The 13,341-nt window shown below is 65.8% G+C and carries 10 protein-coding genes; 8 read left to right on the top strand and 2 right to left on the bottom strand.

From position 1 onward, the window contains the following. Positions 1–30: 30 nt before the first annotated feature. From metG to G474_RS0106870, 5 genes are all read left to right on the top strand, one after another. Complete coding sequence (gene metG / locus G474_RS0106890) at positions 31–2,184, top strand: methionine--tRNA ligase (RefSeq protein WP_026686329.1); 2,154 nt, start codon at positions 31–33, stop codon at positions 2,182–2,184. Positions 2,185–2,231: 47 nt separating this feature from the next. Then, positions 2,232–2,504, top strand: coding sequence for a hypothetical protein (locus G474_RS0106885; RefSeq protein WP_026686328.1), 273 nt, complete (start codon positions 2,232–2,234; stop codon positions 2,502–2,504). A gap of 5 nt (positions 2,505–2,509) precedes the next feature. Continuing rightward, positions 2,510–4,198: a SulP family inorganic anion transporter gene (locus tag G474_RS0106880; protein WP_026686327.1), complete on the top strand. Its 1,689-nt coding sequence runs from the start codon at positions 2,510–2,512 to the stop codon at positions 4,196–4,198. After that, positions 4,188–4,475, top strand: a complete 288-nt coding sequence (locus tag G474_RS0106875; RefSeq protein WP_026686326.1) for an acylphosphatase — start codon at positions 4,188–4,190, stop codon at positions 4,473–4,475. Before G474_RS0106880 ends, G474_RS0106875 begins: the two co-directional genes overlap by 11 nt. A gap of 94 nt (positions 4,476–4,569) precedes the next feature. Continuing rightward, the gene (locus G474_RS0106870) at positions 4,570–5,169 is read left to right on the top strand and encodes a peroxiredoxin (RefSeq protein ID WP_026686325.1); all 600 of its coding nucleotides are present in this window, start codon (positions 4,570–4,572) and stop codon (positions 5,167–5,169) included. 69 nt (positions 5,170–5,238) lie between these two features. On the opposite strand, the gene G474_RS19915 is transcribed toward G474_RS0106870, so the two are convergent. Both G474_RS19915 and dnaE read right to left on the bottom strand, forming a co-directional pair. Next, positions 5,239–6,879, bottom strand: coding sequence for a GGDEF domain-containing response regulator (locus G474_RS19915; protein WP_084513623.1), 1,641 nt, complete (start codon positions 6,877–6,879; stop codon positions 5,239–5,241). Between the two features lie 76 nt (positions 6,880–6,955). Further along, positions 6,956–10,399, bottom strand: coding sequence for a DNA polymerase III subunit alpha (gene dnaE / locus G474_RS0106860; protein ID WP_026686324.1), 3,444 nt, complete (start codon positions 10,397–10,399; stop codon positions 6,956–6,958). A 76-nt stretch (positions 10,400–10,475) separates the two neighbouring features. Between dnaE and G474_RS0106855 the strand changes: the two genes are divergently transcribed. From G474_RS0106855 to G474_RS0106845, 3 genes are read left to right on the top strand one after another with little or no spacing between them, the layout of a single operon-like run. After that, positions 10,476–11,408, top strand: a complete 933-nt coding sequence (locus tag G474_RS0106855; protein WP_051282053.1) for a phosphate/phosphite/phosphonate ABC transporter substrate-binding protein — start codon at positions 10,476–10,478, stop codon at positions 11,406–11,408. Between the two features lie 5 nt (positions 11,409–11,413). After that, positions 11,414–12,889 (top strand): sensor histidine kinase, encoded by a 1,476-nt coding sequence (locus tag G474_RS21945; protein ID WP_051282019.1) that lies wholly within the window; start codon positions 11,414–11,416, stop codon positions 12,887–12,889. Further along, entirely contained in the window at positions 12,882–13,331 is a 450-nt protein-coding gene (locus G474_RS0106845) for a response regulator (protein WP_026686322.1), read from the top strand. Before G474_RS21945 ends, G474_RS0106845 begins: the two co-directional genes overlap by 8 nt. The last annotated feature ends 10 nt before the right edge of the window (positions 13,332–13,341 follow it).

Below are 13,341 nucleotides of genomic sequence, written 5' to 3'. Positions count from 1 at the left end.
CCTCTTTCCTCAAAATCCGCCGGAAGCGCCATGGCCTCACAACAGCCCCGCAAGATTCTCGTCACCTCCGCCCTGCCCTATGCCAACGGCTCCATCCACCTGGGCCACCTGGTCGAATACATCCAGACCGACATCTGGGTGCGCTTCCAGAAGATGCGCGGCCACGAGTGCTGGTATGTCTGCGCCGACGACACCCACGGCACGCCGATCATGCTGCGGGCCGAGAAGGAAGGCATCACCCCGGAACAGCTGATCGAGCGGGTGCACGGCGAGCATTCCCGGGATTTCGCCGGCTTCCTGGTCAATTTCGACAACTACTACAGCACCAATACCCCCGAGACCCGGGAGTGCGCCAACCTGATCTACGGCCGCCTGAAGGATGCCGGCCTGATCGAGGTGCGCACCATCGAGCAGTACTACGACCCGGTCAAGGAAATGTTCCTGCCCGACCGCTTCATCAAGGGCGAGTGCCCCAAGTGTGGCGCCAAGGACCAGTACGGGGATAACTGTGAGGCCTGCGGCGCCGCCTACACCCCCAATGACCTGAAGCACCCCTACTCCGCCGTCTCCGGCGCCCAGCCGGTGCTGAAGAATTCCGACCACTACTTCTTCAAGCTCTCCGCGCCCCAGTGCCAGGAATTCCTGCGCCGCTGGACCCGGGAGGACGGCCGCCTGCAGCCCGAGGCCGCCAACAAGATGCAGGAATGGCTGGGAGCGGAAGGCGAGAACAAGCTCACCGACTGGGACATCTCCCGGGACGCCCCCTACTTCGGTTTCGAGATTCCCGGCGCCCCGGGCAAGTACTTCTACGTCTGGCTCGACGCCCCCATCGGCTACATGGGCTCCTTCAAGAACCTGTGCGCCAGGCAGGGCCTGAATTTCGACGAATGGTTCAAGCCGGATTCACAAACCGAGCTGTACCACTTCATCGGCAAGGACATCCTCTACTTCCACGCCCTGTTCTGGCCCGCCGAGCTGGCCCACGCCGGTTTCCGCACCCCGAGCCGCATCTTCGCCCACGGCTTCCTGACCGTAGACGGAGCCAAGATGTCCAAGTCCCGGGGCACCTTCATCACCGCCGAAAGCTACCTGGCCCAGGGCCTCAACCCGGAATGGCTGCGCTACTACTTCGCCGGCAAGCTCACCAACACCCTGGAAGACCTGGACCTGAGTCTGGACGACTTCGTCGCCCGGGTGAATTCCGACCTGGTCGGCAAGTACGTGAACATCGCCAGCCGCTCCGCCGGCTTCATCAGCAAGCGCTTCAACGGCCAACTGGCGCCCGCCGACGCCAACCTGCCCGCCATCCGCGCCATCCAGGAGGCCGCGCCGCGCATCGCCGAACTCTTCGAGGCCCGGGAAATCGGCAAGGCCATGCGCGAAGTGATGGCCCTGGCCGACGGCGCCAACCAGTACGTGGACAGCGTCAAACCCTGGGAGCTGGCGAAGCAGGAAGGCAAGGAGACCGAACTGCACGCCGCCTGCTCCAACAGCCTCAACCTGTTCCGCCTGCTCACCGTGCTGCTGAAGCCCGTGCTGCCCGGCGTGGCCGAGAAGGTGGAAGCCTTCCTCAACGTGGCGCCGCTCACCTGGGCCGACGCCGCCACCCTGCTGGCCGGCGGCCACGTGATCCAGCCCTACCAGCACCTGATGACCCGCATCGACCCCAAGCAGGTGGCCGCCCTAGTGGAAGCCAACAAGGCCAGCCTGGCCCCGGCCGACGCTTCTGCCAACACCGCTGCCAACAGCGCCGCCCCCGCCAAGGCCGCCGAGCATTCGCCCCAGCGCCATGGAGAAAAGCAGCAGAACGAGGCCCAGGTGGCCCAGGCCGCCGCCGAAACCGGCCCCCACATTTCCATCGACGACTTCATGAAGGTGGACCTGCGGGTGGCGAAGATCGTCGAAGCCAGCCATGTGGAAGGGGCCGACAAGCTGGTGCGCCTGATGCTCGACATCGGCGAGGAGAAACCCCGCCAGGTGTTCGCCGGCATCAAGGCCGCCTACGACCCGGCCCAGCTGCAAGGGCGTCTGACGGTAATGGTGGCCAACCTGGCGCCGCGCAAGATGAAGTTCGGCATGAGCGAGGGCATGGTGCTGGCGGCTTCCGACCCGGAGGGCAAGACCGGCGGCCTGTACATCCTCTCCCCCGACGCCGGCGCCCAGCCCGGGATGCGGATCAAGTAAGCCAACGTAAGCTTCCTGAAAGGCTGGTGGGCTAGCATCCACGCCCTATGCAAGCCGAATCATCCGCTCCCCGCCTGTTGACGCCGGCCCTGGCCGGCTACCTGCTGGCCGACCTGGCCGGCCTGCTGCTCATCGCCCTGGGCGGCAGCTTCCTGGTCACCGGCTCCCCCCTGATGTTGCTCGGCGTACCCCAGACCCTGCTCGGGGCCATCGGCTGCATCGTGGCCGGCTTCGTGCTCATGCTCTGGGCCCTGGCCCGGGTGCTGGTGGCCGTGGCCAGCCATGCCCAGTTGCGGCAACTCACCCAGACCAAACCCTGATCACCGTGAAAATTCCCTTCCACCCCAAGCTGCTGGATTGTCTTCCCGACTACACCCAGGCGCAGCTGGGGAAGGACGTGGCCGCCGGCATCACCGTCGGCGTCCTGGCCCTGCCCCTCGCCATGGCCTTCGCCATCGCTTCCGGCGCCTCCCCCACCGCCGGCATCTGGACCGCCATCGTCGCCGGCCTGATCACCTCCGCCCTGGGCGGTTCCCGGGTACAGATTGGCGGCCCCACCGGCGCCTTCATTCCCATCGTTTATGGCATCGTCGCCATGTACGGCTTTGGCAACCTGCTCATCGCCACCATGCTGGCCGGGGTGTTCCTGCTCGCCATGGGCATCTTCCGGCTCGGACAGCTGATCCGCTTCATCCCGGTATCGGTGGTGATCGGCTTCACCAACGGTATCGCCGTGGTCATCTTCATGGCCCAGCTCAAGGATTTCCTGGGGCTGCAGATCGCCGAGCTGCCGCCGGAATTCTTCGCCAAGATCAAGGTGCTGGCCGCCAACATCCAGTCGGTGCACCTGCCCACCCTGGCCCTGTCGGTGGCCTCCCTGATCTTCCTGCTGTTCTACAACCGCCTGGCCCAGACCCGGACCCTGGGCTTCCTGCGCCGGGCGCCGGGCCCCCTGGCGGTCCTGGTGCTGGCCACGGCCGCCACGGCCCTGTTCGAACTGCCGGTGGAAACCATAGGCAGCCGCTTTGGCGGCATCCCCCAGGAACTGCCCGCCTTCGCCCTGCCCTCCCTGTCCCTGGAAACCCTGGGCAAGCTGATCTCCCCGGCCATCACCATCGCCCTCCTGGGGGCCATCGAATCCCTGCTCTCGGCCCGGGTGGCGGATACCACCATCGAGGACCGGCATGATCCCAACCAGGAGCTGATGGCCCAGGGCCTGGCCAACATCGCCGCCCCCCTGTTCGGCGGTTTTGCCGCCACCGGTGCCATCGCCCGCACCGCCACCAACATCCGCTCCGGCGGCCGCACCCCCATCGCCGGCATCGTGCATGCCCTGGTGCTGCTGACCATGGTGCTGGTCCTGGCCCCCCTGGCCAGCCACATTCCCCTGGCGGCCCTGTCCGCCATCGTGGTGGTGGTGGCCATCAACATGGGGGAATGGCACGAGTTCAAGAAGCTGCGCCGCTTCTCCAACAATTACCGGGCCATCCTGCTGTCCACCTTCTTCGTCACCGTGGTCTTCGATCTGACCATCGCCGTGGAGCTGGGCATGGTGCTGGCCTGCCTGTTCTTCATCTACCGGATGTCGGAACTGACCCGCATCGAGCGCCTGCCCCTGAAGGAACATGAGCAGGAACCCGCCTTCCTGTACCCGGACGGCAGCCTGCGCATCACCGCCTGGCGGCTCTACGGCTCCCTGTTCTTCGGCGCCGTCAACAAACTGGAAATCCTGCTCGATCCCCACGCTGGCCACCCGGAAGTGGTGATCCTGGACATGCAAAGCCTGATCCAGCTCGACACCACCGGCCTGGAAGGCCTGGAAAACCTGCTCGGCAAGCTGAAGAAGCGGGGCTGCACCCTGCTGGTGTGCGGCCTCAATTCCCAGCCCGGCTCCCTGCTCTACCGCTCCGGCTTCATCGACCACCTGGGCGACGAGAACGTCTGCACCACGCTCACGGATGCCCTGGCCCGTGCCGAATACCTGCTCCCTCCCCTCCAGGAAGATGAAGTCTGAAACCATGCACCTGCTGATTTCCGGCCACGTCCAGGGGGTCGGCTACCGGGCCAGCCTGCAGCGGGAGGCCACGGCCCGGCATATCGAAGGCTGGGTGCGCAACCTGGCAAGCGGCCAGGTGGAAGCCCTGGTCTGCGGCTCCCCCTTCGCCATCGACTCCCTGCTGGACTGGGCCCGCCAGGGCCCCCCGGGCGCCCGGGTCGACGAAGTCGGCTGCGCCCCCAGCAGCGCTGGCGTCCCCCCCGGCTATGGCTTCCAGGTACACCCCAATCCCTGAAGGCCCCAGCCGCAGCCATCACCCTGTCATTTGACAGGGCCGAACTCCCTTCGCTACATTCCCCGGCTCTTCCCCAACCCACAAGGAGATTCCCATGGCCGTCCTCGTAGGCAAGCAAGCCCCTGACTTCACCGCCACCGCCGTGTTCGGCGACAACCAGATCAAGGATCTGAAGCTGTCCGACTACCGCGGCAAGTACGTGGTGATGTTCTTCTACCCCCTGGATTTCACCTTCGTCTGCCCCTCGGAGCTGATCGCCTTCGACCACCGCCTGGACGAGTTCAAGAAGCGCAACGTGGAAGTAATCGGCGTCTCCATCGACTCCCAGTTCACCCACCTGGCCTGGAAGAACACCCCGGTGGAAAAGGGCGGCATCGGCCAGGTCCAGTACCCCATGGTGGCTGACGTGAAGCACGAAATCTGCCGCGCCTACGACGTGGAGTTCGATGCCGCCGGCGTCGCCTTCCGGGGCTCCTTCCTGATCGACAAGGCGGGCGTGGTGCGCCACCAGGTGGTCAACGACCTGCCCCTGGGCCGCAATGTGGATGAGATGATCCGCATGGTGGATGCCCTGCAGTTCACCGAAGAGCACGGCGAAGTCTGTCCCGCCGGCTGGCAGAAGGGCAAGAAGGGCATGAACGCCTCTCCCGAAGGTGTGGCCCAGTACCTGGCCGAGAACGCCCAGGCCCTGTAATCCCCCGCAAGTGCTGGAAACGCCAAGGCCGCCCACGGGCGGCCTTGCTTTTACTGGCGCAGGAAAAAATCAGAACAGGCTGGCGTGAGGCTGACAGCAGGACAGGTGACCGGACAGGACCACCTGGTTGCGGCCCTGGCGCTTGGCCACGTAAAGGGCCTCGTCCGCGGCCTCGAGCAGGGCTTCCAGGCAGCGGGGCTGGCAATCGAGACAGGCCGCCACCCCGGCGCTGTAGGTGACCCGGAACGAGCCGCCGGGAACACTGAAGGAAATGCGGGAGAAATCTTCCCGGATCCGGTCCAGGATTTCCTTGGCATCCGCCGGGCTGACCCCCACCAGACCCAGCACGAATTCCTCGCCGCCGTAACGGCCGACGATGTCGCCCCGGCGCAGGCGCTGCTTGAGCAGCCAGGCCAGGCTGCGGATCACCTGATCCCCCACCGGATGCCCGTGACTGTCATTGACGCCCTTGAAATGGTCGATGTCGAGCATGGCCACGGCCACGCTGTCGCCGCCATTCTGGACAGCCTCCAGAGCCACCGCCAGGGCCTGCTTGGTGCTGGTGTGATTGAGCAGCCCGGTCAGGCTGTCGTTCAGCATGGAACGGCGCAGGGCCCGGTAGCGGTCGATCTTGCTCTTCACCACGGCATTCATTACCACCGGGTTGAAGGGCTTGGTGAGGAAATGGTCCCCCCCCAGGCGCAGGGCATCCACCTGCAGGCCGATGTCGGTCTCGCCGGAGAGATAGACGATGGGAATACTGAGGAATTCGTCGTGCTGGCGGATCACCCGGGCCGCCTCCACCCCCGTGCAGCAGGGCATGTACATGTCCATCAGGATCAGGTCGGGCTGGAACTGGCGGATGGCGGCCAGGGACAGGGAAGGATCATGCAAAACCCGGGTGGCAATGCCGTTTTCTTCCAGGCTGCGGCAGATCACCCGGGCGGCGGTGCGGGAATCCTCCACCACCAGCACCCGGTAGGGATCCTGTTCGCTGCTGCCGTTACGCTCCAGCACCTGCCCCACCACCCGCTGCAGGGGCGTGCCCTGGGTCAGACAATGATCGGCGCCGGCCCGCAGGGCCCGGTCCAGGGCCACGAAGTCCTCGGGCACCCCGAGGCAGATGATCTGGGCCAGGGGCCGCCGCTCACGCAGCTGGTTCAGGGCCCCGAGCCATGAGGAAATAGCCAGTCCCCCCAGGTCCACCAGGAAAACGCTGTCATCGGCGTCATCGGCCGTGGGCATCTCCCAGTTGCCCTGATGCACCGAAATGCCGAAGTAGCCGAGCTGGGAAACCAGCTCCTCCCAATGGGTCCCGGCCTCGCCGATCAGGGAGACGTGGGCCGTGACCGGCTGCACCTCGGGCAGGGGAGCGCCATCCTGTTCCCGGCGTTCCTGCAGCATCTCGCTGACGCCCGCATAGTGGCGCAGCAGTTCGCCCAGCCGGGCCACCCGCTGGCTCAGTTCCTCCATCACCTTGGCGGAAACCGGGTGGCTGGCTTCGTCCCCGAACAGGGCCAGGGCCTGCTGCTCCAGCTGGCGACTGGCGTGCAACAGCCCAGTCAGGGACTTGTCGATGAGAAAGTCCGTGAGGCTGTTGAGCAATAGCGCAAACTCGACGAAATTGTCGAAGCTGGGAAGGGCCTGGTAATGGGACCAGGCAAGCTGTATGGCTTTTTCCTTCTGCTGCAGGGCGGATATGGGAACCATGATAGCCCGCTAGTCTAGACTGCCCCCTCTGGCGTGACAAGCTAGACCAAAGTAGGGTAAGGCCGGTCGGTGAGCTTCAAGCGTACACGATTTCCACGTTTTCCGGGGCCAGCCAGGCCTGCAGGTCCTGCAGCAGGCCATCTTCCAGGCTGACCCGGTAGGCGGGCCCCAGGACCAACTCGCAGGCGGCCTTGCTGTTGCGGTAGTGGATGCGCACGGCGGCGGTACCGGGGAACGGGGCCAGGAGCACCTTCAAGCGCGCCACATCGGCCTGGCCGTTCATCTTCAGGACCAGGTTGCGGGCAAAACGGGCCCGGGCCTCGCCCAGGGTCATGAGCTTGTCGGCCACCACCCGGTTGCCGCCGGAAAAGTCGTCGTAACTGACCTTGCCTTCCACCACCAGCACCTCGTCGGTGATGATCTTGCGCCGCTCGGCTTCGAACAGTTCGTTGAAGACGGAGACTTCGACCATGCCGGTGCCGTCGTCGAGCTGCAGGAACAGCATCTTGCCCCGCTTGGTCATCTGGGTGCGCACCCCCATCACGATCCCGGCCAGGGTGGTCAGCTCCTTGGCCGGCTCCAGCTGGTTGAGGCGGCGACGCACGAAGCGGGACAGCTCCCTCTTGACGCTGTCGTAGGGGTGGCCGGAGAAGAAGAAGCCCAGGGCCTGCTTCTCCTGCATCAGCTTTTCCTTGTCGCTCCAGGGCTGGGCCTGGACGTACTGGGGTGCGTGCTCCTCGGCGGCCGGACCGGACTCGAACAGGCTCACCTGCAGGGCGTGCCGCTCCGCCTGCTCCGCCGCCTCCATGGCCAGGCCCACCGAGGAAAGCAGCTTGTTGCGGTCCGGGTCAATGCTGTCGAAGGCGCCGGCCTTGATCAGGGCCTCGATGGTGCGGCGGTTCACCTGGCGCTTGTCCACCCGCTTGCAGAAATCGAACAGGTCCTTGAAGGGGCCATTCTTCTCCCGGGCTGCCAGGATCACGTTCACCGCCTGCTCGCCGGTGCCCTTGATGGCCCCCAGGCCGTAGCGGATGGTCTTGCGGTCCACGGGCTCGAAGCGGTAGGCCGAGGCATTCACGTCCGGCCCGAGCATGGTGAGCTTGTTGAGCAGGCAGTCCTCGTAGAAGATCTTCACCGTATCGGTGTTGTCCATGTCCGAGGACAGGGTGGCCGCCATGAAGGCCGAGCAGTGATGGGCCTTGAGCCAGGCCGTGTGGTAGGTGACCACGGCGTAGGCGGCGGTGTGGGACTTGTTGAAGCCGTACTCCGCGAACTTGGTCATCAGGTCGAAGAGCTGTTCGGCCAGGGCCGGGTCATAGCCCTTCTTGGCCGCCCCTTCGGCGATGGTGGCCCGGTGCTTGGCCATTTCCTCGGGCTTCTTCTTACCCATGGCCCGGCGCAGCATGTCGGCGCCCCCCAGGGTGTAGCCGCCGATGATCTGGGAAATCTGCATCACCTGTTCCTGATACACGATCACCCCGTAGGTGGGGGAGAGGCAGCCGGTCAGGTCCGGGTGGAAGTAGTCGATGGCCTGCTGGCCTTTTTTACGCAGGATGAAGTCATCCACCATCCCGGAGCCCAGGGGGCCGGGACGGTACAGGGCGAGCACGGCGATGATGTCTTCGAAGCGGTCGGGGGCCAGCTTCTTCAAGAGCTTCTTCATGCCGTCCGATTCCACCTGGAAGATCGCCGTGGTGTTGGCGTCCTTGAGAATCTGGTAGGCGGCGGGGTCCTCGAAGCCCAGGCTCATCAGGTCGAGCTGCTCCCCGGTGAGACGCTGCACGTATTCCAGGGCCAGCTTGATGATGGTGAGGTTCCTGAGGCCGAGGAAGTCGAACTTCACCAGGCCGGCCTTTTCCACGTCGTCCTTGTCGAACTGGGAGACCGGGGAAGCATCGTTGCCGGTGGCCTGGTAGATGGGACAGAAGTCGGTGATGCGGCCCGGGGCGATCAGCACGCCCCCGGCGTGCATGCCCACGTTGCGGGTCAGGTCCTCGAGGCGCTGGGCCAGGTCGAACAGTTCCCGCACCGATTCCCCGTCCTGCTCGTCGGCCATCATCTCCTTCAGGGCCGGCTCCTGCTCCAGGGCCTCGGCCAGGGACACAGGCTTGTTCTGCACCACCGGGATCAGCTTGGAGATCCGGTCGCACATGGAATAGGGCAGATCCAGCACCCGCCCCACGTCCCGCACCACGGCCTTGGAAGACATGGTGCCGAAGGTGGCGATCTGGGACACGGCATCGGCCCCGTAGCGCTGGCGCACGTACTCGATCACCCGCCAGCGGTTGTCCTGACAGAAGTCGATGTCGAAGTCGGGCATGGACACCCGCTCCGGGTTCAGGAAGCGCTCGAACAGCAGGGCGTACTGGAGCGGGTCCAGGTCGGTGATGCCGAGACTGTAGGCCACCAGGGAGCCGGCCCCGGACCCCCGGCCCGGGCCCACGGGCACCCCGTTGTTCTTGCCCCAGTTGATGAAGTCCGCCACGATCAGGAAGTAGCCGGGAAAGCCCATCTGCACGATGGTGTCGGTCTCGATCTGCAGGCGCCGGTCATACTCGGGGCGGCGCTCGGCGCGCAGGGCCGGGTCGGGGAACAGCTGCTCCAGACGTTTCTCCAGCCCTTCCCTGGCCTGCTGGATCAGGTAGTCATCCAGACTCATGCCCTCGGGCGTGGGAAATTGGGGCAGGAAGTTCTTGCCCAGGGTCATCTCGATGTTGCAGCGCTTGGCGATCTCCACCGTGTTTTCCAGGGCCGCCGGCAGGTCGGCGAACAGCTCCGCCATCTGGGCCTGGGTCTTGAAATACTGCTCCGGGGTGAAAGGCCGGGGCCGGCGGGTATCTCCCAGGGTGTAGCCCTCGGCGATGCAGACCCGGGCTTCGTGGGCGGTGAAGTCGTCCTGCTCGAGGAACTGGACCGGATGGGTGGCCACCAGGGGCAATTCCAGTTCGGCGGCCAGATCGGCAGTGGCCTGCACCAGGGCTTCCGCCTGGGGCTGGCCGTAGCGCTGCACTTCCAGATAGAAGGCGCCGGGGAACAGGGCTTCCCAGGCCAGGGCCCGCTCCTGGGCCAGCTTGCTGTTGCCGGCCAGCAGAGCCTCGCCCACATCGCCCAGATGGGCCCCGGAAAGGGCGATCAGGCCGTCGCAGCCGATGCTGGAGAACCATTCCCGCTGCAGTTCCGCCTTGTCGCGCCGGTTGTCCACCGTGTAAGCCCTGGTCAGCAGCTCGGAGAGCTGCAGGTAGCCCTGGCGGTTTTTCACCAGGAGCAGCAGACGCTGGGGCCGGTCCGGCTCCTCCGGGTTGGCGATCCAGCAGTCGGCGCCGGCAATGGGTTTGACCCCCTTGCCCCGGGCGCCGGTATAGAACTTCACCAGGCCGAACAGATTCATCAGATCGGTGAGGGCCAGGGCCGGCATGCCATCCCCTGCCGCCCGCTTGACCGCATCCCCCACCCGCAGGATGCCGTCGGTGATGGAATACTCGCTGTGGATGCGCAGGTGGATGAACTGGGGCGTGGTCATGGGCTGATTTTCCTGGGGGCCGCCATTTTACCCCGCCCACCGGGAGACATATAGAATGGAATCCAAGGGAGAACTCATGACCGATAGACTTGCTGCACCAGAACACCCCGGGCGTCGCCGCTGGCTGGGCCTGGGTGCCGCCAGCCTGCTGCTGGCAGCCTGCGGCCGGGAGCCCGAGGCCGGCTACACACCCCGCTTCGGTCCGGCGCCCCAGGACCGGGAACGGGTCTATGTGTTCGGCGTGCATCCCCTGCACAATCCCCGGCGCCTGTTCGAAGTCTATGGTCCGCTGATGAACCTGCTCAGTGAGCGTATCGCCATCGCCAATTTCCGCCTCGAAGCCTCCCGGGATTACGCCGATTACGACCGCAAGCTGGCCACCCGGCAGTTCGACCTGGCCCTGCCCAACCCCTACCAGACCCTGAAGGCCATGGAACGGGGTTACCGGGTGTTTGCCAAGATGGGGGATGACCGCAACTTCCGCGGCATCATCCTGGTCAGGAGGGACAGCGACATCCGCCGGGTCGAGGACCTGCGCGGCCGGGCCGTGAGCTACCCGGCCCCCACGGCCCTGGCCGCCACCATGCTGCCCCAGTACTACCTGCACACCCATGGCCTGGATGTGAACAAGGACATCGAAAACCGCTACGTGGGCTCCCAGGAATCCTCCATCCTCAACGTGTTCCAGGGCCACACCGCCGCTGGCGCCACCTGGCCGTTGCCCTGGCAGGCCCTCTCCCGGGAGCGGCCGGAACTGGCCCAGGCCCTGGAAGTGAAGTGGGAGACGGAGACCCTGCCCAACAACAGCCTGATGGCCCGTAACGACGTACCGGAAGCCGTAGTGAGCGCCGTCCGGCAACAGTTGCTGCAGCTCCAGGACAGCCCCGAGGGTAAGGCCATACTGGCCCGCCTGCCCCTGTCCCGCTTTGAAGCCGCCGATGACGCCACCTATGCGCCGGTGCGGGAGTTCATCCACCGTTTCAGCACGACCGTGCGCCCCCTGGAATGACGGCCATGCCCCCCATCGCCGCCGCCCTGCGCCGCTTCTGGATCGGTTCCCTGCAACGCCAGCTGGTCCTGGGCATCGTCCTGGTGCATGCCCTGCTGATGGGCATCTTCGTCTTCGAGCTGGTGCAGCGGGAGCAGGCCTTCCTGCAGCAGCAGTCCCGGGACCAGGCCGCCAGTCTGGCCCGCACCCTGGCCACCAACAGTACCGTATGGGTGCTGGCCAGCGACCTGGCCGGCCTGGATGAACTGATCCGCTCCGTGGACCGCTATCCGGACCTGCGCTACGCCATGCTGGTGGACGCGGAAGGCCGGGTCCTGGCCCACAGCCGCTCGGACATCGCCGGCCAGTATCTGCTCGACCCGGTCAGCCAGCGACTCCTCAACGCCCCCTCGGAAACCCAGCTCCTGTACAAGGACGGGCAACTGGTGGACGTAGCGGAGCCGGTGCTGGTGGGCGAGGAGCGCCTGGGCTGGGCCCGGGTGGGGCTGGGCCAGGACCGGGTCCGGGAAAACCTGGCCCAGGTGGCCCGGCACGGGCTGCTGTTCGCCGCCATCGCCGTCCTGGCCGGAATCCTGTTTGCCTGGTTCATGGCCCGAGGGCTGACCCGGGACATCTCCACCCTGGTGCACACCGCCGAAGGCATACGCCAGGGGCGCCGGGATCAGCGGGCGGAACTGGACCGGCCCGACGAGCTGGGACAACTGGCGGCGGACTTCAACCTGATGCTCGACAACCTGACGGAACGGGAGCGCCGGCTGCAGGCCAAGACCGAGGAACTGTCGCGCTCCAACGCCGAGCTGGAACGCTTTGCCTACGTGGCCTCCCATGACCTGCAGGAACCCCTGCGCATGGTGGGCAGCTACGTGCAGCTCCTGGCCCGGCGCTATCAGGGCAAACTGGACGCGGACGCGGACGATTTCATCCACTACGCCGTGGATGGGGCCACCCGCATGCAGCAGCTGATCAACGACCTGCTCGCCTATTCCCGGGTCGGCACCCGGGGCGGCGAAATCCTGCCCACGGACAGCAACCGGGTGCTGGACTCGGCCCTGTTCAACCTGGGCCACGCCATCGAGGCCAGCGGCGCCCGGATCGAGCGGGAAGGCCTGCCTACCCTGCCGGCGGATGCCAGCCAGCTCACCCAGGTGCTGCAGAACCTGATCGGCAACGCTCTCAAGTTCAAGGGAGAAACGGCGCCGGAAATCCACATCAGCGCCCGGGACGAGGGGGAGTTCTGGCGCTTCTCGGTGCGCGACAACGGCATCGGCATCGACCCCGCCCAGTCGGAGCGGGTGTTCCAGATATTTCAGCGCCTGCACACCCGGGAGGAATACCCGGGCACGGGCATCGGCCTGTCCATCTGCAAACGCATTGTCGAGCGGCATGGCGGGCAGATCGGCGTGCTCTCGGCCCCTGGAGCGGGCGCAGAGTTCTGGTTTACACTGCCGAAAATCGCAAAACAGGAACATCTTGATGTTTGATGCCGACGAACGCTGCCCGGTGGACATCCTGCTGGTGGAGGACAACCCCGGCGACGTGCGCCTCACCGTGGAAGCCCTGCGGGAGAGCAAGGTCCTCGCCAATCTGCAGGTAGCCCGGGACGGCATCGAAGCCCTGGCCATGCTGCGCCGGGAAGGCCCCCACGCCGATGCCCGGCGCCCGGACCTGATCCTGCTGGACCTGAACCTGCCCCGCCTGGACGGCCGCCAGGTCCTGGAAACCATCAAGGCCGACACGGACCTGCGCCAGATTCCCGTGGTCATCCTCACCACCTCGGCCGCCGAGCAGGACATCCTCCAGGCCTACAACCTCCATGCCAACTGCTACATCACCAAGCCGGTGGACATGGACCAGTTCATCCGTGTGGTCCAGGCCATAGACAATTTCTGGCTCACTGTCGTGCGCCTGCCCAAGATCGATTGATCCGGTCTCC

Origin of the sequence: Azovibrio restrictus DSM 23866, assembly GCF_000429665.1 — a bacterium.
Lineage (GTDB): Bacteria > Pseudomonadota > Gammaproteobacteria > Burkholderiales > Rhodocyclaceae > Azovibrio > Azovibrio restrictus.
This window is presented reverse-complemented; position numbering and strand designations above follow the sequence as displayed.

Bases quoted from the DNA above. Each gene is read 5' to 3' on its own strand.
- G474_RS0106855 (WP_051282053.1), top strand. From the start codon at position 10,476: ATGACCGATAGACTTGCTGCACCAGAACACCCCGGGCGTCGCCGCTGG.
- G474_RS19915 (WP_084513623.1), bottom strand. From the start codon at position 6,879: ATGGTTCCCATATCCGCCCTGCAGCAGAAGGAAAAAGCCATACAGCTT.
- G474_RS0106885 (WP_026686328.1), top strand. From the start codon at position 2,232: ATGCAAGCCGAATCATCCGCTCCCCGCCTGTTGACGCCGGCCCTGGCC.
- metG (WP_026686329.1), top strand. From the start codon at position 31: ATGGCCTCACAACAGCCCCGCAAGATTCTCGTCACCTCCGCCCTGCCC.
- G474_RS21945 (WP_051282019.1), top strand. From the start codon at position 11,414: ATGCCCCCCATCGCCGCCGCCCTGCGCCGCTTCTGGATCGGTTCCCTG.
- G474_RS0106870 (WP_026686325.1), top strand. From the start codon at position 4,570: ATGGCCGTCCTCGTAGGCAAGCAAGCCCCTGACTTCACCGCCACCGCC.
- dnaE (WP_026686324.1), bottom strand. From the start codon at position 10,399: ATGACCACGCCCCAGTTCATCCACCTGCGCATCCACAGCGAGTATTCC.
- G474_RS0106875 (WP_026686326.1), top strand. From the start codon at position 4,188: ATGAAGTCTGAAACCATGCACCTGCTGATTTCCGGCCACGTCCAGGGG.
- G474_RS0106845 (WP_026686322.1), top strand. From the start codon at position 12,882: ATGTTTGATGCCGACGAACGCTGCCCGGTGGACATCCTGCTGGTGGAG.